This is a genomic window from Campylobacter sp. BCW_6467 (genome assembly GCF_001762855.1).
GTDB lineage: Bacteria > Campylobacterota > Campylobacteria > Campylobacterales > Campylobacteraceae > Campylobacter_D > Campylobacter_D jejuni.
Map to the genome: position 1 here is coordinate 84,019 of NZ_MJXP01000017.1, position 24,506 is coordinate 108,524.

Here is a 24,506-nt window from a genome sequence, read left to right on the forward strand (position 1 = left end):
AAGCCTCCTTATAAATTGACATTCACTTTATATTCGCTTAGATTATTGCCCTTAGTATCCATTACATGCACCGCACAAGCAATACAAGGATCATAAGAGTGAATTTTTCTAATAATTTCAAGCGGTTGTTTTACATCAGCGATTTTAAGTCCTATCAAACATTGCTCATAACTTCCACCTACGCCATTTGCGTCTTTTGGACTTGCATTCCAAGTAGAAGGCACCACAGCTTGCCAGTTTTCAATGACGCCATTTTTAATTCTACACCAATGACTTAATGTTCCGCGTGGCACATGCCCCATATAGCGTCCTTTGTATTCTTTAGAATTATCGATCACATAAGGCGCGCAAGTACTCTGATCTACTTTTAAATTTTCAACTAAATTATTAAACGCTTTTAAAGCATTATTTGCAACGATTTTTGCCTCAATACAACGCGCAGCTGTTCTTCCAAGTGTGCTAAATACAGCATTTAAAGGAAGTCCTGTTTCTTTTAAGAACTCATCTACCACAGGAACAACATTTTGATTACCTTTGGCATAATTTACAACGATATTTGCTAAAGGTCCTACTTGCATAGGGTTTCCTTCATAGCGTGGAGCTTTAATCCAGCTATATTTACCCTTAGTATCAAACACTTTAGAATGAACATTATTTCCATGATGATCTACGCTTTCTCCATCTACAAGTCCTGTATAATTTGGATTTGTTTTGCCATCATAAGGATGTAAAGGTTCATTGTCTGCATACCAAGAATGAGTTGCCTCTTCAGTAATCTTATCTTCTTCTACTTCATAAACCTTGCTTAAATCTCCATTTTTGATAATACCACTTTCAAAAAGCCATTCATCTCTTCCGAGTTGGAATTCTTTAAAGGTGTAAAGATTATTTACCCCTATATCGTTTAAAACACTTGCTTCATGCGCATAAGCTTTTCCTGCCATCACAAGATCAGGATAATACGCACGATTAACAAAGTCTTGTACTTCTTGGAATTTAACCATATATTCACCCATTCTTGCAGGATCAAGTAAATCCATAACGCAAGTTACACCACCAACAGTTAAGCTTTGTGGATGTGGATTTTTAGCTCCAAAAATCGCCATACATTGAGCAATGATTCTTTGGATTCTTAAACATTCTAAATAGTGAGAAAGAACGATTAAATTTTGCTCAGGACTTAAACGATAAGTTGGGTGACCATAGTACGCATTAGCAAAAGGTCCTAAATTTCCTTTATCTACGAAAGTTTTAAGTCTTTGTTGCACTTCAAGAAGTTTATCTGCACCTGTTGCATAAGGATTTGGAGTGTATTTAAAAGCTTCATCGCTTGCTTTTTTAACATCAGCACTTAAAGCACTTACCACATCAGCCCAATCAAGCCCATGAAGTTGATAAAAATGTACAATATGATCGTGTAAGAATAAAGCCGCATTCATTAAAGTTCTTGTTAAAAGGGCATTTAAAGGCGGAGTAATACCTAAAGCATTTTCAACAGCAACTATACCTGCTTTATAATGTGAAAAAGTGCAAACTCCACAAATTCTTTGTGTCATAAAACCCGCATCTCTTGGATCACGCCCTTTTACTATGGTTTCAATACCACGCCACAAAGTAGAGCCAGCATAAGCTTCTTTTACCACATTGTTATCATCAACAACAACTTCAACTCTTAAATGCCCTTCAATTCTTGTAATAGGATCTACGATTATTTTTTGACTCATTTTTATTCCTTATCTTTTTGCATGGAAGATATAACTGCGTGCGCTGCTATAGCAACGCCTGTGAGCGTAAGCACGCCTATGCCGATTTTATCTGAAACACTATCCGCGCCCAAACCAAAAACAGTATCAAATTTACGACTAGCCATAGGCTCTTCAAAAGGTCCCATAGTATCCCAAAAATCGGGCTCAGAACAACCTATACAACCATGCCCTGCTTGAATAGGCCAAGAAGTGTGCTGGTTAAATCTCTCTCTTGAACAGTTATTGAAAGTATAAGGCCCTTTACAGCCTACTTTATAAAGACAAAAACCTTGTTTTGCTCCTTCATCTCCAAAGGCATGCACAAATTCACCCGCATCAAAATGTCCGCGTCTTTCACAAAGATCATGAATTCTTAAGCCATAAGCCCATTTTGGCCTATTATATACATCAAGTGCTGGTAACTCACCAAATAATAAATAATGAAGCACATTACCCACTATATTTTTTTCACTTGGAGGACAGCCGGGAACATTGATCACAGTTTTGCTTGTTACTTTGCTTAAAGGCTGCGCATTACTAGGATTTGGTCTTGCTGCTTGGATTCCTCCAAAGCTAGAACAGGTTCCTATAGCAAAAATAGCCAAAGCATTTTCACTTGCCATTTTTGAAAGCTCATAGCCTGTTTTTCCATGTGCACCTATGGTTAAAAAATGCTCTGTATCACCCATAGGGATACCACCTTCAACCATTAAAATGTATTTATTTTTATGCTTTTGAATGGCACTTTCTAAATTTTCTTCAGCTTGCCAACCTGCTGCAGCCATCACTGTTTCGTGATATTCTAAAGAAATATAATCAAAAATCAAACTATCAATCGTTGGAGTATCACTTCTTAACAAACTCTCACTACAGCCTGTACACTCAGCCATATGAAGCCACACAACAGGAAGTCTATCAGCAAGCTCAGCAGCTTTTGCTACCATAGGAGTAAAACTCGCTGGTAAAGCCAAAAATGCCGTCATAGCACCTGCCCATTTCATAAAATCCCTTCTAGAAAAACCTGACTTTTCTAATGCTTTTGCAATGCTATCATTGTCTTTTAAAGAAGGAAGCTTTTCAAGAGCCGATAAACGCGACTCTATTTGATGATAATCAATCATTATATTTCCTTTATAACATGAAATTTATTCTCTATAATAATAAAATAAAGGAAGTTAAAATAAAATTAAAAACTTACTCTCATAAGCAAATATTAGTATCAATCTTAATTAAAGTTTAATCATAAACCTTTTTTGAGTTTGCGAATCAAAAATCTTGCAGGGTGAATAGCGTGGATGTATTTTTTTTCTAAACACAAGGGTTCATTATTTATCAATGCACACAAATACCTTGCCGCTAAAACACTTGTGCTAAAACCCCTTGATCCATGAGCAAAATTAAAATACAAATTACAAGACATTTTAGCTGGTTTTTGCTCCTTGTTTTTTGTCCATAATAAAGCTTTATATTCTTCTTTATAAAACACTTCATCATAAGCATTTCCAACTATCATAAAGCGATCGCTCGAATAAGATCTAAAACCTACCTTAGAACCTATGATTTCTAATTTTGTATTTTTATCTATAAATTCGGCTATATTTTCTATATTTTGTTTATCATCTTCTTCTTTTGATTCTAAACTTGTATCAAGCCTATCATAACTTGCTCCAATCACTTGCAAATCATCTTTTATAGGGCAAATATAAGCCTTAGAAGATAAAGGAAATGGAGAGTCTAAAAAAGGTTTTAGATGTGTAACTTGACCTCTTACTTTGCTTAATTTCATCTCATCATAAAAAACAAAATCTTTTGTATCTGCACCCATAGCATAAATCAAAACCGCATAATCACTTTTAACAATATCATTTTTAAATTTTAAAGTAAAACATTCATTTTCAAATTTATAAGCTTGAAATTCATGATTAAAATATATACAAGCTTTACTTTTTTCAAAAAGATTTTTAACCAAATTTTTTGGAAAAATCACTCCACCCTCTTCTAAAAAAGCTTGATTTTTTGAAATTTTAAACAAAACATTTTCTCTTTGTGTGTCAAATCTTTCTTGCATCAAATCATTATGTGCAAACTCCACCACACCCTTAAATTCTAAATCTAAAATTTGTCTATAAAAACGGCTTGCTTCTATAAAAGAAAGCTCTGAAAATTCCCCTAAATTTACCTTAGGCTTTAAGATTAAAGAGCTTAAAATTCCACTTTCATTTCCACTTGCACCCTTGCCTAGTTCTAAATGTTTTTCAAAAACATCTATTTCAAAACCCCTTAAACTAAGCTCATAAGCTAGAACAGCACTTGATATACCCGCACCAATAATAGCTACTTTTTTATTTTTTAAAGATGAAAATGTTCTTGAAAAATACGCTTCTTTATCTTTAAACTCAAGCTCATTTTCCAAATAAGCTTTAATCATTTCTCTTTTTCTAAAACCTTTGGTTTTTTCTACTCTAAAGCCATATTTTTTTAAATTTTTTTGCAAAAAACTTGCCGAAGAAAAGGTGCAAATTTGTGTATTTTTTTTAGAAAGTCTTGCCACTTCAAAAATTAAATTTTCATCAAACATTTGCGAGTTTTTATTTGGAGAAAATCCATCTAAATACCAAATATCAGCTTTAAAATCCAATTCTTTTAAAATAGCAATATCTTCAAAAACAAGGTCTAAAAAACAATCTTCAAAATAAAAACGATAAATCCCTTCTTTAGCCTTAGGATAAAATTTTAAAAATTGCTCTAAAAGCTCTTTAAACTCTTCATAAAATCCTAGTTTTTGGTAAATTTCTCTTAATTGTTCTTTTTCAATATAAAAAGCTTCTATACTGATATAAAAAAGTTTTTTAGGACGCTTAAAAGGAGTGGTTTCTAAAAAGCGTTTCAAAGTAAGAAAAAAATTTAAACCTATGCCAAAACCACTCTCTGCGATAATGAAATTTTCTTGATTTTTCCATTCAAAAGAATGAGTGTAAACAAATTTGCTTTCATTTAAGCCATCTTTGGAATTAAAATAAAAATCATCAAAATCCAAAGAAAAAGGAGTATTATCCTTAAAAATTAGCTTAGCTTTTTTCATCGGTTGTTATAAAAATAACTCTCAACTCCATCAGCAATACCCTTAACCAATAAATCTTGAAAAACTTTATTGGCGATTCTTTTACCTTCATTTGGATGTGTAATATAGCCAATTTCAATCAAAATTGCAGGCATTTGCGCACCCACTAAAACCCAAAAAGGTGCTTCTCTTACACCGCCGTCTACAATTTTATACTTTTTGCGTGTTTGAATGAGTATATTTTTTTGTACATCAATGGCTAGTTTATTTGAAGCAACGATTTTTTCACGATTTAAGAAATTTAAAATACTTTGTTTTGAGAAATAATTAATCTCTTCAAAATCCCCTTTATTTTCTTTTTCTGCTGCTTTTTTACTTCTTTCGCTTCTTGCAGGACTTAAAAAGAAAGTTTCCACGCCTTCGCTACTTTTGGCCTTGGCAGCATTGGGTGCTGCATTAGCATGTATAGAGATAAACAAATCCGCTCTTTTATCATTAGCATATTTAGTTCTATCGCGAAGATTGATAAATTTATCCGAACTTCTAGTGTAAAGCACTTTATAACCGCGTTTTTTAAGTTCATTTCCAAGTTTTAAAGCCGCGCTTAAAACTATATCTTTTTCTTTTAAACTTCCTTTTTTATCACTTAGAGCACCGCTATCTTTTCCACCATGCCCCGCATCGATAACTATAAGTTTTCCTGATTTGTATCTCGTACTTAAGGTTTTATTAAAGCTTTGAGTTGCTTTTTTATCTACACTTTGACTTGAAGTTTGCGCATGAAAACCTAAAGTGAGATTTTTATTATCCAACTTTTTTAAAAGTTTAAATTCTTTAGGAGCACTCAAAACCACACGAACAATTTTTGGATTATATTGCGTAACGACAATTGTATTTTGTCCAAAGGTAAAGCTTTTTCTATTACCTTCTAACACACCTTTAAAACTTACAATATATCGGAATTTTTGATCTTTGGTTTCAAATATTGCTATTTCTTTTTCATCCAAATCATCGCTCAAATTTAACACCACAGCGTTAGAAATTTTATCCACATCTAAAACATATAAAGGTCCTTGATCTTCTTTTTCGTTATTGGTTTTTTTATCTTGTTTTTTTATTTCTAAAACTTTGGTTTTAATTTCTGTTTTTTGATCTTGCTTTTTCTCTGAAATTTTACTAACTTGCTCAGTCTTTTTTTGGCTAGTAATTTCTTTTGAAAAAATTATTTTTTCTTCTTTAAAAGATATTTCAATAGGAATTTTTTCTTTAGCATAAACCACTATGCGTATGGTTTTGGGATTAAATTGTGAAATCACTAAACGATAGTCATCAAATTTAAACTCTTTTTTACCTCCTTCTAAAACCCCATCAAAATCACTAATAAAACGATAGTTTCCTTTTTCATCTAAAGCAAAACTTTTTAATTGATTCTTATCTAAATTTGTATTTAATTCAAGCTCTACACCTTGGCTTGTTTTACTTGACTTTAAAACATAAATTTTATCATCACTTTTTGTTTTAGAAACGATACTACTCTTTGGCTCTTGTGAAGTTTTAGAATCTATTTTTTCTATATTTTTTATTTGTTCATTAGGTGATTTTTTTTCACTTTTTTGAACTGTTTTTACAGGTTTAAAAGTTGATTTTTCAGTATCTTGAGAAATATTTTGAACCTTAATATCTTTAATAACAGCCTTTCTTAAAGCATTGATACTTGCTTCACTTATACCACTTTCTTTTAACTCATTAGCATATGACTTGTCGTCTAAATTTAAAGTATTTGAACTGATGATCAATCTTTTTAAGATTTCAATTTTAGTTTTTTCATCTTCATTGATAACACTTTGTATATAAAGGCTTTTTAGCTGATGATGAAATTTTACTTGCACTTCGCTTTTAGAACTGATAAAATTTTTATCGAAATTTGCAAGTTCATTTTCATAAGCTCCAAAAAGAGTTGTGAAAACAAATACTAAAAATACAAAAATTTTAGCCATTATTCACCATTAACCAATTTTTCCATAAGTTCTTTAACGCTGATAAGTTTATCTAAACGATATCCATTTGCACCTGTAAAGAAAAGTCCTGTTTCTTTTTTACCTGACCACGCATCAAAAAGCCTATCTGCTATACAATAGCCTACTTTAGTCGCCTCTTTTCCGCGTCCACAAGGCGCTACACAATTGCTTATACAATTGATCTTTGGACCCATTCTTTTATCTACCAAATTTAAAAGATTGGTTCTAACTCCACGAGCAGGATAGCCCACAGGAGATTTAATAAGCTCTATATCTTCTTCTTTAGAAGCTAGCAAAACGCTTTTAAACTCTTCACTTGCATCACATTCAAAAGTTCCTATGAAACGCGTTCCCATTTGAACACCACTAGCTCCTAAAGAAATAGCGTTTTCTATATCTTTTTTATCCCAAATTCCACCTGCAGCAATCACAGGAAAAGATCCCCAATTTTTAGCCTCTTCTACCACAGGAGCGATTAATTTTTCTAGCTGATAATTTGGATCTAAGCACTGCTCATAAGTAAAACCTTGATGACCTCCACTTTTTGGCCCTTCTAAAACCACTGCATCAGGTAGGCGGTTGTAACGGCTTTGCCATCTTTTGCAAATAATTTTTAAAGCCTTTGCAGATGAAATAATAGGCACTAAAGCCACATCAGGAAAATCTACAGTAAATTCAGGTAAATTTGTAGGAAGTCCAGCGCCTGAAACAATCACATTAAAACCAACCTCACAAGCATCGCGTGCTATTCTTGCATAATCATTACTTGCACATAAGATATTACACCCCAAAGGTGCATCGCCACAAACTTTTCTTGCATTATTAATTAAAGCTTGCAAACCCTTGCGTGAGTAAAAATTTTCACTTCCATAAGGCTTAGCGTTTAATTCTTTACTCGCATACTTTCTTTCTTCATAATATCCTGTTCCCACAGAAGAAATGATCCCAAGTCCACCATTTAAAGAAACTGCAGAAGCTAATCTATCCCAGCTTATGCCTAGTCCCATTCCCCCTTGAAAAATGGGATATTTTATAGTATGTTTTCCTATTTGTAAGGGTTGTAAATTCATTCTTTTACCTTTAATTTTGCAAATTTTCTTTTACCTATTTGTAAGATGTATTCTCCTCGTTCTAAATGCATTTGCTCGTCGCTAACTTTTTGAGAATTTACACTTACTGCATTAGCACTGATGCTTCTTCTTGCCGCAGAAGTAGAACTTTCCAAACCACATTCAACCAAAGCCTTAGCAAGCCAAATTTTTCCTTGTATTTCAAACTCAGCCATATCACTTGGTAAAGCATTTTGAGAATGAATTCTATCAAATTCAGACTTAGCATTATTAGCCTCTTCTTTGGAGTGAAAACGCTCCGTAATCTCTAAAGCTAAATTTTCTTTAGCTTTTTTAGGATGTAAATTGCCTTGTTCTATATCTTTTTTTATTTGCGCGATTTCTTCTAGGCTTTTTTGACTTAAAAGTTCATAATATCTAAACATCAATTCATCGCTAATACTTAAAATTTTAGCATACATATCATTAGCTTTTTCTGTAACACCAATGTAATTATTTAAACTCTTACTCATTTTGTTTACACCATCTAAACCTTCGAGTAAAGGCATCATAATCACAGCTTGTTCTTTTCCTATGTTATAAACCCTTTGAAGCTGTCTTCCCATTAAAAGATTAAATTTTTGATCCGTTCCGCCCATTTCAATATCGCTTTTTAAAGCCACGCTATCATATCCTTGAAGTAAAGGATACAAAAACTCGCAAATCGAAATAGGGCTTTGCTCTTTAAATCTCTTGGTAAAATCGTCACGCTCAAGCATTCTAGCTACACTAAAAGTTGAAGTAAGCTCTACTATACCCGCAGCTCCAAGTTCATTAAGCCAAGTAGAATTAAACTTAATCTGTGTTTTTTCTTTATCCAAAACCTTAAAAACCTGCGTTTCATAAGTTTTAGCATTGATTAAAACTTGCTCTTTATCCAGCTTTTTACGCGTTGCACTTTTTCCACTTGGATCGCCAATTTGTCCCGTAAAATCTCCAATCAAAAACTGCACAATAGCTCCATGTTTTTGCAAAAAAGCCATTTTTGTTAAAACCACACTATGGCCTAAATGTAAATCAGGCGCTGTAGGATCAAACCCTGCCTTTATAAAGAAATTTTCACCCTTTTCATAATAATTTTTAATTAAATTTTCTATTCTTTCTTCATCAATAAGCTCTGCACAGCCACGCTTAACTTCTGCTAATATTTTTTTTATATCCATAATAAACCTTTTTAACCTTCTTTATAAGCATCATTTAAAGATGTAAAATCTAAAATTTTACAACGAGATTTTAACCTATCCTTGACACTATCTGGATTGATATTATCAGGAATTTCCATTGTAATCTCAAAATAATCTACCGCCGAATTTAAATCACTTGATAAATTAATTGTTAATAGATTTATCTGCATTTTAGCTAAAAATGCCAAAAATTCCGCTAAAACACCTTTTTTATTTTCCAAAGAAAAAATCAATTTATAAGATTTAGGGATGTTAGAATCCCATTTTATAAATACCATATCTTGATTATTATCTATCATTTTATCAGCTCTATCGCAAAGCTTATGATGGACAATAGCGTTACCACCTTTAACAAAAGCTAAAACAGCATCACCTCTTTTTGGATGGCAGCAAAAATCAAAATCCACATTAGCAATTTTATGGTTACAATATAGAGTAAAATTTCCTATTTTTTGTTCTTTAATCTCATATTTATCAAACCAATATGACTTCTTGGCGTATTTTTTAAGACCATTAACTATATCTTTCAAATAAGCACTATCTGTTGCTACTTGTCTAATACGTCTGGCTAAATTTTCTTTTTCTATCCAAGTTTCAATTCTGTTTTTATCAACTCCAAAAATAAAACTTAACATATTAATAGAACTTGCTAGATTAATCTCTCTGATTTTTTGCTTACAAAATTCCCTTATACTTGCTTTTGCTTTTCCTGTTTTAACACTATCTATCCAAGAACAGCGATAAAATTTATCATTGCTAGTAACCACTCGCACAATATCGCCATTTTTAAGCTCAGTTAACAAAGGCACTTTAATACGATTTACATAAGCGCTTTTTGCATGAAGCCCTACTTTGGTATGCACTTCATAAGCAAAATCAAGAACCGTTGCACCACGAGGCAAAGTGAAAATTTCTCCCTTAGGAGAATAAACTGCAACATCTTCAACATAAAGACTATCTTTAGCATATTCATAAAGTTCAATAGCATTATAATCTTCTGCATTTTCAAGATTGTTTATACTTTGCATTGAAATATCTGTAAGCCAATCAAGACGAGGTGCAACCACGCTGCCATCTTCTTTATATTTCCAATGCGCTGCTATACCAAATTCCGCAATTTTATGCATATCAAAAGTTCGAATTTGTGCTTCTATAATACTTTTAGTATCAAAAAGTGTGGTATGTATGGTTTGATAACCATTTTGTTTAGGCAAGGCTATATAATCCTTAAAACGCGAAACCAAGGGATTAAAATGCGTATGTAAAATTCCCAAAGCCAAGTAACAATCACTTACTTTTTCAACCAAAATTCTTACCCCAAGTAAATCAAGAACTTCTTCAATACCAATGCCTTTTCTTTGCATTTTAAGATAAATAGAATAACTATGCTTAATGCGTTTTTGAATTTCAAAACTACCTTGTCTAAAGCCATTGCTCAAAAATAAAAGTTCGATTTTGGAAATAAATTCATTTAAACCTAATTGCATTTCTTGATTATTGGAATTGATATAATTGTCAATAAGCTTATACTCATCTGGCATAAGATATTTAAAACTAAGATCTTCCAAATAATTTTTTATGCTTGAAATACCAAGTCTATGAGCTATTGGGGCATATACAACTAAAGTTTCTTCGCTGATTCTTTTTTGCTTATCTTCTCTTAGAATATCAAGAGTAAGCATATTATGCAACCTATCGCATAACTTCACAATCAAAACCCCAACATCTTCAATACTTGCTAAAAGCATATTTCTGAAAGTCAAGGCTGATTTAGTTAAACTTTTTTTAGATTTTGATGAAATGAGATTATCTTCTCTAATTTCTATAATTTTAGTAAGTCCTAAAACAAGTTTTAAAACCTCAGAACCAAACTGCTCTCTAAGTTCTTCTTCGGTGCAGTTTGTATCTTCGATCACATCATGCAATAAAGCAGCTAAAATATTGCTTTTATTTTCACTTAAAAATCCAACCAGTGTTGCTACTAAAATAGGATGTACCGCATAAGGCTCTCCACTTTTTCTAAACTGCCCTTCATGGCAAAATATACAGTAATCTACTGCTTTTTCAAGAATGGCATCATGGCCACAAATTTCGAAAAGCAAAGCCTTAGCAGCTTCTAAATCTTTACAATTTTTTACATTATCGATTAATTGTTCAAGTAATAATTCTTCATCGATTGGTTTCAACTAAACCCTCTAAAGTGATTTTATTTTCTGCAATTTCATATAAAGCTATATCTGCAAGTTTATTTTTATTTTTATCAAAATCCACTAAAGGAGTCGCACCATTTGCTAATTGCTCTGCTCTTTTTGCCACCACTAAAGAAAGACGATATCTATCATTGCCCATTTTTTCCAAAGCTTTTGCCGCTACTTCTTCTATTCTTTTATCCATAATTTTCTCCTTAATTATTTTTAACGATTGAACAAAGGCTAGTATCACCTTGTATAATTTTAAGCAAATTACCCTCTTCAAACATATTACAAACCACTATAGGAAGTTTGTTGTCTTTAGCTAAAGCTATCGCTGTATCATCCATCACTTTAATATTATCTTGCATAGCCTCATCATAACTTAAAGTATTTAAAAATACTGCATCATCAAATTTTTTTGGATCTTTATCATAAACTCCATTAACTTTTGTAGCTTTTATTACCATATCTGCATCAATTTCTACAGCTCTTAAAATAGCTGTTGTATCTGTAGTAAAATAAGGATTTCCAGTGCCTGCAGCAAAAACCACAACACGACCCTTTTCTAAGTGTCTTTGTGCTCTTCTCATAATATAAGTTTCACAAAATGCTTCCATCTGAATAGCACTTTGAACCCTCACTTCAAGCCCAGAGCTTTCCAAGGCTTCTTGAATGGCAATAGCATTGATAACTGTAGCAAGCATTCCCATATGATCTCCACTTGTCCTTTTAATCAATCCGCCCTTAGCAGCACTTACTCCGCGAATAATATTACCACCGCCTATAACTATGCCTACTTCTATTTGATTTTTTATAAGTTCTTTAATCTCTGAAGCTATGAATTTTAAAATAGAATTTTCTATACCAAAGCCATTTTCACCTGCTAAAGCCTCTCCTGAAAATTTTACTAAAACTCTTTTTCTCTCTTGCATTATTTCTCCTTATTTAACTTGAAATTATATTTTAAATTCCATTAAATTTAGCTAATTTAAGCTAATGAGTTCCAAAGGATTGATATGAAAATTTTTTTGAGTTACTTCAAAAGTAAGATCATTTTTTATTCTACCCACTACGGCACCTTTTTTGATATTCTTACCAACTTTAATATTAGGAGCAATCTTATCTAAATGTGCGTATATTGTATGTATGCCATTATCATGTTCAACAATAACAACTCGAGCTAACATACTAGTATCTTTGGCAAAAACTATTTTTCCATCTAGCACATTTTTAACAACTGCATCGCTTTTATTGCTTCTTAAAACTACATTCTCGTTAAAAATTTTAAGATTGTAAACAGGATCAACATAATTTCCAAATTTTTGCTTCACAGTAAAAGAATCCAATGGAGCTATGGTTTTTTTTCCTGTGTAACGCTTGACTGAACTTCCTTGATAGCTTGAACCTAATTGCCTTATTTGTTGATTATTTTTTACTATTTTAGTATCATTTTTGTTTGAATTTGCATCTTCTTTATCATTAATAATTTTTAATTGATTTAATGTTTTTCTAAGCTCTTCTTGCTGAGCTTGCAAATCATCGAGTTTTTTTGCATATATAGCTCGATCTGTTTTTTGTTTATTAATTTCGCTAATTTGTTTTTGTTTTAAACTTTGAAGCTTGGCTAATTGAGCGTTGTAATCCTTAAGACTTTCATTGATTTTCTTAATCTGAGCTTGTTTATCATCAATAAGCCTGCTTACTCCCTCATAATCTTTAGAAATTTTAAAAATTTCTTCATTTAAAACTTTGTTTAAACTTCCTAAAATTTCAAAAGCCATAAAACTTTCTTCACTTTCAATATAGCCTTGAGGGATAGGTAAATCATAAGCAAAATCTTTAGCCATTAAAGATATAAGCTTACCTTCCATATTTGATTTACTTTTAAGCAAATCTTCATTTTGGCTTGTAAGGGTGTTTAACTCTTGATTTTGAGCCTTAGCACTTGCTTCAAGCTTAGAAGTTTGTGAATTTAAGCTTTCAATTTGCAAACTTAAATCTTTCAAACTTTTTTCACCATTTAAAATATCACTAGCCAAATCTTCAAGTTTTTTATTTAGCTGTTCTTGTATGCGTTTATTTTCTTCTAAACTTTTTGTTTTTTCATTTATAGCGTTTGCTAAACTTATATCAACAAATAAAAAAAAACAAAAAAAGATAAGAATATTTTTTCTCATCTTTTAACCTTAAACATAACCGTATTTACACACAACAAGCAAATAAACAAAGTAGCTAAAAAAATTAAAGTCAAATGTAAAATAAAATTAATAGGTGGAAAAATAATATCTACAGCCTTTAAACTTTCTTGGATAATAGAAAGATCAAAAATTTGCGTAAAAAAGGCAAGTAAAATAACAAAAGCAATAAAACAATCAACCACAACCACCTTATAAAGCATAAAAGATCTAAACCAAAACGGAGCTCCAAATAAACACATAATTTCAATACGATCGGTATGTTCATAAAGCCAAATTCTCATCTGTTTTAAAAACAAAACAAAGGCAAGCAAAATAATGATAAATAAAAACAACCAAAAAACAAATTTCATCAAAATAAGCAAAGAGTATATCTTATCATGGGTTTTAGAAAAAGTTTCAACCTTGCTAACACCTACAATATTTAAAAGTTGATTTTTAATTGAATTTAGTTCATTTTGATCAGGCAAAGAATTTAATTTTAAAGTATAAAATTTTGGCAGAGAATCTTTTAAAACTTTCAAATTCTTTTCAGAAACATCATTTTTCAAACGATCGATTAAATCCTTAGGATCTAAAGATTCAAGTCCAGCAAAAAATGGTACTTTTGTTTTTACCACATTCTGATCAAGTTCAGTTTTACTGACAACTATAATATTATAATCTTTATTAACAAGTTCTTCATAATGTTTTAAAGTTGCATTTGTAATCAAAATAAACTCAAAAGCAAACATCATAAACAATAAAGATAAAATTAAAGATAAATGTGTTTTAAAAAATTTCATTCATTTTTCCATTTTCTATATTAAAACGACGATAATCCACTCTTAAATTGCTAGGAATTCTATGTGTTACCACTATAACACAAGTTCCTAAAAGTTCTCTAGCAGACTTTAAAAGAGTCCATATAATATCAGAAGAATACTCGTCCAAATTTCCCGTTGGCTCATCGCAAAGCAAAAGCTTTGGATTATGAGCTAAAGCCCTAGCCATAGCGACGCGTTGTTGCTCACCACCACTAAGTTGATTAGGCAATTTATCTGCTTTAAAAGTTAAATTTACATGCTTTAAAAGCTTAGCAGCTTGATCATGGCATACTTTTTTACTATAACCTTTAATCATTAAAGGCAACATAACATTTTTTTCAACACTATATTCTTGTACAAGTTTATAATCTTGAAAAATAATCCCTATTCTTTGACGCAATTTTAAAAGTTCTAAATTTCCAATTTTATTCATCAAAGATCCACATACTTCAAGCTTACCAGAAATAGGTTCTAAATCTCCATAAAAAGACTTTAAAAGCGTACTCTTACCACTCCCACTTTTACCCGTAATAAAAACAAAATCATCATCCTTAAAAGCAAAACTCGCTTCTTTAATAACTAGTTCATCATAACCTAAAGTAAGTTTATTTGCTTGGATTAAATTAGGCATCCTTTTTCCTTAATTTCCCTTTTTAAATTTTTAAATTATGCTTTATTTTTGCTTAATCTTCAAGAAAAATTATATTTTAAACTGAACTTTTAAAATTTCTTTTAATTCATTTATCGCTTTAATATTTTCTTGAATTTTAAATGGTTCTTTAAAAGCAAAATTAATCGTTTTATCAAGATGTAAATAACAATGTTCAGGCTTATTAAAAGCTCCAAAAGCAACCTTTAAAAGCAAATTCTCATCTTGTTTATAGATGCTTTCAAAATGCAAGAAAAAATCATCTTTTTTTATAGTAATATTTTTAAAGTTCTGCTCTATTTTTTTTAAATCCTCTTTAGAAAATTCAACTGATGAGAGATTAAATTCATTTAACTCATAGTTTTTACATTCTTGGTTAAAATTCCACACCCAAAGATCATATATATTTTTTTCTTGCTTTTTCCATCTATCTTCATATTTGCTTGAAATTTCTAAATTTTCATTTTTTCTAAGACTAAATTTTGGAGCAGGAAAAGTCAAAAATTGCTTTAAAGTAAAATTAAAATACTCAAAACTATCTGTTCTAAGTTCAAAACGACCATTTTGAACTAAAACCCTAGCACATTCTTTGCAAAAATCCTTCCCAATAACTCGCCTATGAGGCTTTTTGTCCCAAGGAACAGGAAAATGTAAAAAAATTTTTTCAACTGATTTTGATTTTAATACACTCAATAACAATCTCGCATCACTTTGGATTAGCAAAATATTATTTACATTTTGTGCCTTAGCAAGTTTAGCTACTTGAGTTAAAGCTGGATTGTAAATTTCCACCCCTAAAATTAAAACATTCGGATTTTCTTTTGCTTGATAAAGCAAATGTCTTCCTGATCCAAAGCCTATTTCTATATAAATTTTACCTTGAAGTCTAGATAAAAGTTCATCAAAGCTATCAACAATAAATGGTGTTTTTTCAATTAAAGCATTGTTTTTAAGTCCAAAAGCTTCATTGATAATATCCTCACAAAAACCTTCTTTAAAGATTTTTAAAGCCTTTTGTAGATAACCTATTTTAGAAGGTTTTATATGTTTATCGCCTTTAATCACAAAACCATTTTGTGTTTTTTTAATCTGCAGAAAAAAACTCTCTTCTTGAACCTTTGTATAAATAAGACTAACATTATCATTCTTAGCAAACCAAAGAAATTCAACATCATCCTTGCTATAAGGCAGATTCATTTCTTTGATCTTTTTGCTTCTAAAATTTGGCACTACTGAGCCGCCTTAACTTTGCTTGAAGGTTCTGAACGAAGCCCAGCCGAATCAATAGCAATAACTTCATAACTATATTCCACCCCTGGTAAAGCTTTTACATCTTTTAATCGCTTTTCTTTAATGCCTTTAAAAACTGCATTTTGCTCTCCACCATAGCGTCTTACTTCATATTCAACAGCTCTAGTATCATTATCACTCCATTCTAAATTTATCCCTTCGCTTGTGCTTTGAGCCAAAATAATACTAGGAGCCAAAGGATTATCTAAAGTTCTACCCTCTACACCATCTTTTGGCATAGGACTTTCAAGACCATCTTTATCCACTATTGTTACTTTATAATACTTGCTTTTACCTGCTCCTTCTACTATATCCTCATAAGAATTTTTATCAGTCTTTGCCAAAACACTAAAAGGAAGGAAGCTTGAGCTCGTAGAATAAACTTTATAATAAGAAAAATCTTCATATGTAGGAGCATCCCAAGTTAAAATGATTTTATTAGAACCATCTGTGCTAGCACTTAAATGCTCAACTTGAGGGGGTAAAGCCTTGCTTGTAGAACTTACAACTTGACTTGGCTCACTCTTTATCCCATTAAAACTCACAGCAATAATTCTATAACTTGAATTTTCATTAGGTTTTAAATCACTATCGATGTATTCAGCGTTTAAGCGATTTTTTACTTCTGCAATTTTTTTAAATTCTTTATCATCACCTTTAGTTCTTTCAATAATATAAGAATCAACCCTAAAATCAGGATGCGGACGCCAAATAAGTTTAATACGATTAGGCAAATTGGTCACAGCTTGAATAAAAGGAACAGCTTCAAGTCTTGGAGCTGTGCTCACTTCTATAACCTTGCCATCTTCTGAAATTTGTCCTTGCTCATTAAAGCTTTTCATCATATAACGATACTTAGTACCAGGCTCTAATTTAGTATCTACATAATGAGTTTGAAACTTATCTTTAATAGTGCCTACAAGTTTAAAATCAGGATTTTCATCACTAGAACGATACAAATAAAATCCTTTGATATTTTCATTATATAAAGGCTCCCATTCAAAAGCAATATTACTCATATCACTAAGACTTTTTAAACTTTCAACCTTTGGTAAGCTTTCATTTACGGCAGGCTCTTTACTTGAAGCTAGCGAATTCATTTGCGAAACACTACAAGCGCTAAGCAAAAGAGTTAAAAAACTCAAGTAAAAACTCAAGCGAAATCTTTTCATCATTCTCTCCTAAATTAATTTGTTCAAACATAATGTTTTTAAAATCTTCCATCAAAGGTGCTTTAACAAAAATTTGCTCTTTAGTTTTTGGATGGATAAAATACAAAAAATAGGCATGCAACATTATCCTACAATCATACTTACCCTTATAACCATACAAACTATCGCCCAAAATATGGCGATTTAAACTAGCCAAATGCGCTCTAATTTGATGAGTTCTTCCTGTAAAAAGCTTAGCAGCCATCAGAGTTAAATTTTCAGTTTTTACTACATTTATGAAAGCTGATTTTGCATTTTTACTGAATTTATTTTCCTTATCTATGGCTATTTTTTTAATAGCATTAGAAGGCGAACGCATTAAAAATTTTTCTACTATAATTTTATCTTCTTTTAGTGGCAAATCAATTAACGCAAGATAAATTCTTCCCATGCTTTTATCTGCAAGCTGTTCGCTTAATCTTTGGTGGGTGAAATTATTTTTCGCTATTAGTATAGCTCCGCTTGTATCTTTATCTAATCTATGAACAAGACCAGCTCTTATCTCTCCTCCTAAATTTGATAAAGTATATTTTTTTTCTATTAACCAATCCACTAAAGTGGCATTTTTAACACTACTTGCTCCATGAACGACTAAATTTGAAGGTTTATTTAAAACAAGCAAATCTTCATCTTCGTATAACACATCAATATCAAAATCCACTTCAAACTGAGGTTTTATCTCATCATAAAGCTTTAAGCTTGCAATAGAAATGATATCACCATTTTTAAGCTTAAATGAATTTTTATCTTGAATTTTATCATTAACCTGTACGCAATCTTTTTCTATAAGTAAAGCAACTTGATTGCGACTTTGGTTTAATTTTTTAGCCAAAAACACATCAAGCCTTGAATTTTCATCTACTAAAAAAGTTTGCATTTTTTCCTTGGAGGTTTTGATAAATTTAAAATCTTAGTTTATAATTATAGCTTTATATTACTAACTGAAGGCAAATTTTGTTTAGATTAGATAGAAGAATTTTAACTCATTTTGACTATATGCAACCCATTTTATTTTTACCTATAATTCTTATTTCATTTTTCTTGATCTTTGAAGCTAATCCTTTTTTAGCAGAAAAACAGTTTGTTTATGCCTGTGTGGGATTGTTTGCTTTTATGGTTTTTTTCTTCTTTCCCATAAGGAAATTTATTTGGATTATTCCTGTTGCTTATTGGATTAATATTTTTTTATTGCTAAGCGTAGATATTTTTGGGGTTGAAAAATTAGGTGCTAAAAGATGGCTTGAAATTCCTTTTACTCACTTTACTATACAACCTTCTGAAATTTTTAAACCTAGTTTTATTTTAATGCTTGCTTATCTTATTTATCAAAATCCTCCTCCAAAAAATGGATACAAACTTAAACAATTCATCAAACTTAGCTTTTACATCATCTTACCTTTTTTGCTAATTGCAAAAGAACCTGATTTAGGAAGTGCTATGGTTTTACTACTTGTTGGTTTTGGAGTTCTTTTTATCATGGGAGTTCATTATAAAATTTGGTTAAGTATTGTTATAGCTATAAGCATTAGTTCTCCTATTATTTATACACATCTTTTAAAGCCCTACCAAAAGCAAAGAATTCATGATTTTATTTCAGAAAAACCAAGTTATCAAGTAGCCCAATCAATGATAGCCATTGGAAATGGTGGTTTAACTGGAAAATCTCAAGATGAAGCTACGCAAACTCATTTTAAATTTTTACCTATTTCAACAAGTGATTTTATCTTCGCTTACATGATAGAAAGATTTGGATTTATTGGGGGTTTGACATTAATTATATTTTATATTTTACTTATTTTTCATCTACTTAGTTTAAATTATAAACTTAAAGATGATTATTTTACTAGAGTTGCTATTAATTGTGTTGCATTATTTATTTTTATTTATGCAGCAGTAAATATCTCAATGACTATAGGTTTTGCACCAGTAGTTGGAATCCCTTTGCCTTTTTTTAGTTATGGTGGAAGTTCTTTTACTATTTTTATGATTTTTTTTGGAATTTTACAGCATTTAATCACTTTTAGATATTTTTGGACGGATATAAAGGCTAAATAAAATATTTTTAAGCATTAATAAGATATAATTTTATCTTTTAATTCAACTTTAGGCGGATTTATAGCTCAGTTGGTTAGAGCAACCGGCTCATAACCGGTTGGTCGCAGGTTCGAGTCCTGCTAAATCCACCATTCTATTATAAGCTATAGACTCTCTCTTTAAAATAATAATTTTTAGTCCTTTAAATATTTCGGTCTTGTATAAAAAAATATGTGATGTGATTTTTTGAAAGATAAAGTGGTGGTTAGAGGCAGAATCGAACTGCCGACACGCAGATTTTCAGTCTGCTGCTCTACCGACTGAGCTATCCAACCACTTAGTTTGATGAAAGTAAAAATGTAATTATATCTTTTTTTCTTTAATTTAAGTTTAAATACAAAAATAAAATTTTATTTCCCTTAAAGTTTTAATAAGATAGAATACCCGCTTTAGATCATTATCAAATGGAAATTTTTTGAAACAATTTGGACTAGATAGACGAACTTTTAAAATTTTACTAGCTGGTTATATTATTATTGCATTGTTTGGGGCTTTATTGCTACATTCAAGCTGGGCACATACAACTCCTATTGATTTTTTAGATGCCTTTTTTACAAGCACATCTGCTGTTAGTATGACAGGATTAGCAGTTAAGAACACTGCGGTTGATTTTACCTTAGCAGGACAAATTATTATCTTGGCTTTGGTGCAAATTGGAGGCTTGGGATATATGGGTATAGGTTTGTTTGTTTATATACTCATACGCAAAAAAGTGGGATTTAGTGCAAGAAATTTACTAAAAGAGTCTTTATTTTATCCATCAATGGATGGTTTATTTAAATTTTTTAAAAAGGTTTTACTGTTCATTTTTACTATAGAATTGATAGGTGCTATACTTCTTACCATGCGTTTTGCCCTTGAAATGAATTTTAAGAAAGCTTTATGGTTTGGAATTTTTCATTCTATTAGCGCTTTTAATAATTCTGGGTTTACCATATTTGAACATGGACTTATAGCTTACAAACATGATATAGCAATTAATCTTATTATCACTTCTTTGATTATTATTGGAGGGCTTGGATATTTTGTTTTGGTTGAATTATACTTTTTTCAAAGAAAAAAATTGCAAAATTTAAGCCTACATACAAAAATGGTTGTTATTGCAAGTATTTTTCTTATTTTCTCTTCAACGCTTATTATTTTTGCTTTTGAATACTCAAATCCTCAAACTATAGGACATTTTTCATTTTTTGATAAAATTTTAAGCTCATATTTTATCGCTATTAATTACCGCACAGCAGGATTTAACACCTTAGATATGGGACATTTGCATGATGCGAGCTTATTTTTTGGATCATTGTTTATGGTTATTGGTGGTGCACCAGGAGGAACAGCTGGGGGTATGAAAGTAACAACTGTAATGGTTTTATTACTCTATGCTTATTGGAGTATCCGAGATGGAAGAGTTAGAATTTTTGGACATGAAATTCCAAGAGAAACTATATCTAAAGCTTTTATTATAGCTGTAGGTTCAGCTGTTTATATAGTAATAGCTGTTATTTTGCTTTCCTTGCTAGAGTCAAATTTTGATTTTATAGCCTTGCTTTTTGAAACTTCTTCAGCTTTTGCAACCGTAGGAATTTCAGTAGGAAATGGTGGAACTTTATCTTTATGCGCTTTGTTTAGTGATCCTAGCAAGGTGATTATCATCATTATGATGCTAAGTGGCAGGATAGGTGTTTTTGCTTTTTTACTCTCGGTATTCAAACAAGACAAAGCTATTCATTTAAAATTCCCTGAAGGAAAGGTTAATTTATAAAGGTAAAATCGTGAAAAATCTTAATTATGGAATTATAGGACTTGGAAAATTTGGCTCAGTTGTAGCAGATGAACTCATTGCTGGAGGTCATACTGTTATCGTTGCGGATAAAGATGAGGAAACTTTAAAAAGCATACAAAATCCTCCAAGCTATGCTTATATTTTAGATTCTACAAATATTTCAGCTCTAAAAGAAGCAGGCTTTCATGATGTTGAAGTTGTTATTGTTAGCATAGGAGAAAATGTTGAAAAATCAATCCTTACTCTTATGGCACTTAAAGATATAGGCGTTAAAAACATCATTGCTAAAGCAACCTCTAATATCCATGGTCAAATTCTTTCTAAGTTAGGCGCAACAAAGGTTATTTATCCTGAAAAAGAAAGCGCTAAAAGACTAGTAAAAGAATTTTTAACCAAAGATGCCGATTATGAAGTTTTTGATCTTTCAGCAAATACTATACGAGCTATTAAGATCAATATAGATGAAAAATTAGCAGGAAATTCTTTAAAACATGTAGCACAAAATATGAAAGTGATTTCTTATAAAAAATTAAATAGCGACTGGGAAATACTACCTGATTTAGAAACCACAACAGTTTATAGTGGAGATGTTGTAATACTTCTTGGAACAGTTAAAGAACTTAGAGAATTTGAATACTAAGTAAGATTTAAAGCCTTGCAAGCCTTTACAAAACGCTTTAAGGCTGTTTTTTCTTTAGTAGAAATTTTATGATATATAACTTCATCTAAATAATATCTAACATCTTTTACATCCAAATCCCTTGTTTTGGCATAATTTTGCAGTATATAATAAGGAATTTTAATCTTTGTTTTTGAAAATTTTTTCAAAATTTGTTTATATAAAGCTTTTTTTTGCACACAAGAAAATCTAGCAAAAACAAAAGGCAATCCTGTTTTTTCGTGCCATTTTGCACATAAATCGATATATTTAGAAGGATCTTTTAGATAAAGCTTTAAAGCCTTGTCACCTATAATTACTTTTCCATCTTGTTTTAATACTTTAGCTAAAGCATTTGAAGTTGCTGAACTTGGATCTTTAGCATTTGATGTATTTTTTTCTACTAAAACACTTAAAACTCTTTTATTAGCACAGATACCCAAATCTAAATTTTTATATTTTTTTCTAGCACTTTCTATGCTTGAAATGATAGCTGCATCAATTCTTCTATAAAATAAATCTTTATTTAGCTTACTTGGAACTCCTTTTTTATACTCCATGCTTGCTTTATAACCATTAGGTAAGGGATATTTCTTAAGATATATATGTAAAGGCAAAAGATTAATATAATCAATTTTTCCAAAAATCATCTCTTTTAAAGAGTGTTAAACACTCTATCTCCTGCATCTCCAAGTCCTGGTATAATATAACCTTTTTCATTTAAACCTTCATCAATACAAGCCACAAAAACTTCTACATCATCATGCATTTGGCTAAATTTTTGCAAACCTTGTGGAGTAGCAAGTATGGATATAAATTTTATTTTTTTAACTCCTTGGCTTTTTAAAAAATTACAAGCCTCTATAGCAGTTCCACCTGTAGCAAACATAGGATCTATGACAATAGCGGTGCGTTGTTTTGCATCTTTGGGAAGTTTTTGAAAATAAAAATCCGCCTTTAAAGTTTCTTCATTTCTTACAAATCCCAAAAATCCAACACTTGCATCAGGAATCATCTTAAAAACACTTTCAAGCATTCCTAATGCAGCTCTTAAAATAGGGCAAATCATAATTTTTTCATCAAGTTTTTTTACTGTAGTTTTTTGTATAGGTGTTGAAATTTCAATTTCTTTTAAAGAAAAATCTTTACTCGCTTCAAAAAGCAAAAAAGATGAAATTTCATCGATTAACATGCGAAATTGAAAGGGCTTTGTCTCTTTAGCCCTTAAAATTCCTAATTTATGTTCGATCAATGGATGATTGATACAATGAATATTTTTCATTTTAAGCTTTCAAAATAAGCTTTCTCGTTAAAATTTTTCACCTTAGCCACACCATCTTTTACCGCAGCTGCTGCTACAGCTGTACTTACTGCAGCTTTTACTCTTTCATCAAAAGGTTTTGGTATAACATATTCTCTTCCAAATTCTAAAGCGCTTAAATTATAAGCCTTTTTAACCGCATCACTTACAGGAAGTTTTGCAAGATCTGCTAATGCTTTAGCAGCAGCTACTTTCATATTTTCAGTGATTTTACTTGCACGCACATCTAAAGCCCCACGGAAAATAAAAGGAAAACCTAAAACATTATTGATTTGATTTGGATAATCACTTCTTCCTGTTCCTACAATCGCATCTTTTCTAAGTCTAGCCACATCTTCAGGCATCACTTCAGGGATAGGATTTGCCAAAGCAAAAATTACAGGATCTTTTGCCATACTTAAAACCATTTCATCATCAAGAATTTTTGGCGCACTAAGTCCTAGGAAAACATCAGCTCCTTTTAAAACTTCTTTTAAAGTCTTTTCCTTAGAATCAACAGCAAATTCAAGCTTTTGAGGAGTTAAGTCATTTCTATCCTTAGAAACAACACCTTTGCTATCTACTAAAATAATATTTTCGACCCCTAAATTTCTATACATCTTAGCACTTGCTATACCTGCGGCACCTGCGCCACTTACAACCACCTTAATGTCTTTAAATTTTTTACCGCTTATCTCCATAGCATTCATAAGTCCCGCAGTTGAAATAATAGCCGTTCCATGCTGATCATCATGCATTACAGGAATTCCTAAATCTTGCAAAGCCGCTTCAATTTCAAAACATTTTGGAGCAGCTATATCTTCTAAATTTATCCCACCCACAGTCGGAGCCAAAGCTTTGCAAAAATTTACAATCTCTTCCACACTATGAACATCAATTTCTATATCATAAGCATTAACATTTGCAAATTTTTTAAACAAACAAGCCTTACCTTCCATAACAGGTTTTGAAGCCTGTGCTCCTATGTTTCCAAGTCCTAAAACAGCAGAACCATCGCTAACTATAGCTACCAAATTAGCCTTATTTGTATAAGTATAAGCAAGCTCATTATCTTTAGCGATTTCAAGGCAAGGTTCTGCAACTCCTGGGCTATACGCCAAAGATAGATCATAACTTGTAGCCATCGGCTTACTTGGTACAATATCAATTTTCCCACCTAAATGGTATTTTAAAGCTTCTTCTTTTAAATTCAT

General features: G+C 31.2%; 21 protein-coding genes and 2 tRNA genes. 4 read left to right on the plus strand and 19 right to left on the minus strand.

What is annotated here, in order from left to right:
- Positions 1-8: 8 nt before the first annotated feature.
- The 15 genes from AJ888_RS01870 to AJ888_RS01940 form a co-directional block, all read right to left on the minus strand.
- On the minus strand, positions 9-1,724 hold the full coding sequence (locus AJ888_RS01870) for a nickel-dependent hydrogenase large subunit (protein WP_002861960.1): 1,716 nt from the start codon (positions 1,722-1,724) through the stop codon (positions 9-11).
- Positions 1,725-1,726: 2 nt separating this feature from the next.
- On the minus strand, positions 1,727-2,866 hold the full coding sequence (locus AJ888_RS01875; protein ID WP_002861961.1) for a hydrogenase small subunit: 1,140 nt from the start codon (positions 2,864-2,866) through the stop codon (positions 1,727-1,729).
- A gap of 119 nt (positions 2,867-2,985) precedes the next feature.
- A complete protein-coding gene (gene mnmC / locus AJ888_RS01880; RefSeq protein ID WP_002861962.1) occupies positions 2,986-4,827 on the minus strand; it encodes a bifunctional tRNA (5-methylaminomethyl-2-thiouridine)(34)-methyltransferase MnmD/FAD-dependent 5-carboxymethylaminomethyl-2-thiouridine(34) oxidoreductase MnmC in 1,842 nt (613 codons plus the stop codon).
- Positions 4,824-6,803, minus strand: a complete 1,980-nt coding sequence (locus tag AJ888_RS01885) for an N-acetylmuramoyl-L-alanine amidase (RefSeq protein ID WP_002861963.1) — start codon at positions 6,801-6,803, stop codon at positions 4,824-4,826. The genes mnmC and AJ888_RS01885 overlap by 4 nt, the downstream gene beginning before the upstream one ends.
- On the minus strand, positions 6,803-7,894 hold the full coding sequence (locus tag AJ888_RS01890; protein ID WP_002861964.1) for a nitronate monooxygenase: 1,092 nt from the start codon (positions 7,892-7,894) through the stop codon (positions 6,803-6,805). Before AJ888_RS01890 ends, AJ888_RS01885 begins: the two co-directional genes overlap by 1 nt.
- A complete protein-coding gene (gene tyrS, locus AJ888_RS01895) occupies positions 7,891-9,096 on the minus strand; it encodes a tyrosine--tRNA ligase (RefSeq protein ID WP_002861965.1) in 1,206 nt (401 codons plus the stop codon). Before tyrS ends, AJ888_RS01890 begins: the two co-directional genes overlap by 4 nt.
- An 11-nt stretch (positions 9,097-9,107) precedes the next feature.
- The gene (locus AJ888_RS01900; RefSeq protein WP_002861966.1) at positions 9,108-11,303 is read right to left on the minus strand and encodes a RelA/SpoT family protein; all 2,196 of its coding nucleotides are present in this window, start codon (positions 11,301-11,303) and stop codon (positions 9,108-9,110) included.
- Positions 11,287-11,511, minus strand: coding sequence for a DNA-directed RNA polymerase subunit omega (locus tag AJ888_RS01905; RefSeq protein WP_002853464.1), 225 nt, complete (start codon positions 11,509-11,511; stop codon positions 11,287-11,289). The genes AJ888_RS01900 and AJ888_RS01905 overlap by 17 nt, the downstream gene beginning before the upstream one ends.
- A gap of 10 nt (positions 11,512-11,521) precedes the next feature.
- A complete protein-coding gene (pyrH, locus tag AJ888_RS01910; RefSeq protein ID WP_002861967.1) occupies positions 11,522-12,241 on the minus strand; it encodes a UMP kinase in 720 nt (239 codons plus the stop codon).
- 51 nt (positions 12,242-12,292) lie between these two features.
- Positions 12,293-13,486 carry a murein hydrolase activator EnvC family protein gene (locus AJ888_RS01915; protein ID WP_002861968.1) on the minus strand — a complete coding sequence of 398 codons (1,194 nt, stop codon included), beginning with the start codon at positions 13,484-13,486 and terminating at the stop codon, positions 12,293-12,295.
- Complete coding sequence (locus AJ888_RS01920) at positions 13,483-14,289, minus strand: FtsX-like permease family protein (RefSeq protein WP_002861969.1); 807 nt, start codon at positions 14,287-14,289, stop codon at positions 13,483-13,485. The genes AJ888_RS01915 and AJ888_RS01920 overlap by 4 nt, the downstream gene beginning before the upstream one ends.
- Entirely contained in the window at positions 14,276-14,941 is a 666-nt protein-coding gene (locus AJ888_RS01925; protein WP_002856386.1) for a cell division ATP-binding protein FtsE, read from the minus strand. Before AJ888_RS01925 ends, AJ888_RS01920 begins: the two co-directional genes overlap by 14 nt.
- A 69-nt stretch (positions 14,942-15,010) precedes the next feature.
- Positions 15,011-16,189, minus strand: a complete 1,179-nt coding sequence (trmB, locus tag AJ888_RS01930; protein WP_002861970.1) for a tRNA (guanosine(46)-N7)-methyltransferase TrmB — start codon at positions 16,187-16,189, stop codon at positions 15,011-15,013.
- The gene (locus AJ888_RS01935; protein WP_074470159.1) at positions 16,189-17,424 is read right to left on the minus strand and encodes a fibronectin type III domain-containing protein; all 1,236 of its coding nucleotides are present in this window, start codon (positions 17,422-17,424) and stop codon (positions 16,189-16,191) included. Before AJ888_RS01935 ends, trmB begins: the two co-directional genes overlap by 1 nt.
- Complete coding sequence (locus AJ888_RS01940) at positions 17,369-18,337, minus strand: RluA family pseudouridine synthase (RefSeq protein ID WP_002861972.1); 969 nt, start codon at positions 18,335-18,337, stop codon at positions 17,369-17,371. The genes AJ888_RS01935 and AJ888_RS01940 overlap by 56 nt, the downstream gene beginning before the upstream one ends.
- Positions 18,338-18,414: 77 nt before the next feature.
- Here AJ888_RS01940 and AJ888_RS01945 point away from each other — a divergent pair, with 77 nt between their 5' ends.
- Positions 18,415-19,515, plus strand: a complete 1,101-nt coding sequence (locus tag AJ888_RS01945; protein WP_002861973.1) for an FtsW/RodA/SpoVE family cell cycle protein — start codon at positions 18,415-18,417, stop codon at positions 19,513-19,515.
- A gap of 54 nt (positions 19,516-19,569) precedes the next feature.
- Positions 19,570-19,646, plus strand: a tRNA-Ile gene (locus AJ888_RS01950).
- Positions 19,647-19,753: 107 nt separating this feature from the next.
- Here the strand turns inward: AJ888_RS01950 and AJ888_RS01955 are convergent.
- Positions 19,754-19,829: transfer RNA gene (locus AJ888_RS01955), tRNA-Phe, on the minus strand.
- A 140-nt stretch (positions 19,830-19,969) separates the two neighbouring features.
- On the opposite strand from AJ888_RS01955, the gene AJ888_RS01960 reads away from it, so the two are divergent.
- Together AJ888_RS01960 and AJ888_RS01965 are read left to right on the plus strand one after the other, a co-directional pair.
- Positions 19,970-21,313 (plus strand): TrkH family potassium uptake protein, encoded by a 1,344-nt coding sequence (locus AJ888_RS01960; RefSeq protein ID WP_002861974.1) that lies wholly within the window; start codon positions 19,970-19,972, stop codon positions 21,311-21,313.
- 10 nt (positions 21,314-21,323) lie between these two features.
- Positions 21,324-21,974 (plus strand): potassium channel family protein, encoded by a 651-nt coding sequence (locus tag AJ888_RS01965; RefSeq protein ID WP_002861975.1) that lies wholly within the window; start codon positions 21,324-21,326, stop codon positions 21,972-21,974.
- Here AJ888_RS01965 and AJ888_RS01970 read toward each other — a convergent pair.
- From AJ888_RS01970 to AJ888_RS01980, 3 genes are read right to left on the minus strand one after another with little or no spacing between them, the layout of a single operon-like run.
- Positions 21,971-22,642, minus strand: coding sequence for an MqnA/MqnD/SBP family protein (locus tag AJ888_RS01970; protein WP_002861976.1), 672 nt, complete (start codon positions 22,640-22,642; stop codon positions 21,971-21,973). The genes AJ888_RS01965 and AJ888_RS01970 overlap by 4 nt on opposite strands.
- A 5-nt stretch (positions 22,643-22,647) precedes the next feature.
- Positions 22,648-23,274: a uracil phosphoribosyltransferase gene (gene upp / locus AJ888_RS01975; protein WP_002861977.1), complete on the minus strand. Its 627-nt coding sequence runs from the start codon at positions 23,272-23,274 to the stop codon at positions 22,648-22,650.
- Complete coding sequence (locus tag AJ888_RS01980; RefSeq protein WP_002861978.1) at positions 23,271-24,506, minus strand: malic enzyme-like NAD(P)-binding protein; 1,236 nt, start codon at positions 24,504-24,506, stop codon at positions 23,271-23,273. Before AJ888_RS01980 ends, upp begins: the two co-directional genes overlap by 4 nt.

Bases quoted from the DNA above. Each gene is read 5' to 3' on its own strand.
- AJ888_RS01970 (WP_002861976.1), bottom strand. From the start codon at position 22,642: ATGATTTTTGGAAAAATTGATTATATTAATCTTTTGCCTTTACATATA.
- pyrH (WP_002861967.1), bottom strand. From the start codon at position 12,241: ATGCAAGAGAGAAAAAGAGTTTTAGTAAAATTTTCAGGAGAGGCTTTA.
- tyrS (WP_002861965.1), bottom strand. From the start codon at position 9,096: ATGGATATAAAAAAAATATTAGCAGAAGTTAAGCGTGGCTGTGCAGAG.
- AJ888_RS01915 (WP_002861968.1), bottom strand. From the start codon at position 13,486: ATGAGAAAAAATATTCTTATCTTTTTTTGTTTTTTTTTATTTGTTGAT.
- AJ888_RS01940 (WP_002861972.1), bottom strand. From the start codon at position 18,337: ATGCAAACTTTTTTAGTAGATGAAAATTCAAGGCTTGATGTGTTTTTG.
- AJ888_RS01935 (WP_074470159.1), bottom strand. From the start codon at position 17,424: ATGATGAAAAGATTTCGCTTGAGTTTTTACTTGAGTTTTTTAACTCTT.
- upp (WP_002861977.1), bottom strand. From the start codon at position 23,274: ATGAAAAATATTCATTGTATCAATCATCCATTGATCGAACATAAATTA.
- AJ888_RS01875 (WP_002861961.1), bottom strand. From the start codon at position 2,866: ATGATTGATTATCATCAAATAGAGTCGCGTTTATCGGCTCTTGAAAAG.
- AJ888_RS01885 (WP_002861963.1), bottom strand. From the start codon at position 6,803: ATGGCTAAAATTTTTGTATTTTTAGTATTTGTTTTCACAACTCTTTTT.
- AJ888_RS01890 (WP_002861964.1), bottom strand. From the start codon at position 7,894: ATGAATTTACAACCCTTACAAATAGGAAAACATACTATAAAATATCCC.
- AJ888_RS01980 (WP_002861978.1), bottom strand. From the start codon at position 24,506: ATGAATTTAAAAGAAGAAGCTTTAAAATACCATTTAGGTGGGAAAATT.
- AJ888_RS01925 (WP_002856386.1), bottom strand. From the start codon at position 14,941: ATGCCTAATTTAATCCAAGCAAATAAACTTACTTTAGGTTATGATGAA.
- AJ888_RS01920 (WP_002861969.1), bottom strand. From the start codon at position 14,289: ATGAAATTTTTTAAAACACATTTATCTTTAATTTTATCTTTATTGTTT.
- mnmC (WP_002861962.1), bottom strand. From the start codon at position 4,827: ATGAAAAAAGCTAAGCTAATTTTTAAGGATAATACTCCTTTTTCTTTG.
- AJ888_RS01905 (WP_002853464.1), bottom strand. From the start codon at position 11,511: ATGGATAAAAGAATAGAAGAAGTAGCGGCAAAAGCTTTGGAAAAAATG.
- AJ888_RS01870 (WP_002861960.1), bottom strand. From the start codon at position 1,724: ATGAGTCAAAAAATAATCGTAGATCCTATTACAAGAATTGAAGGGCAT.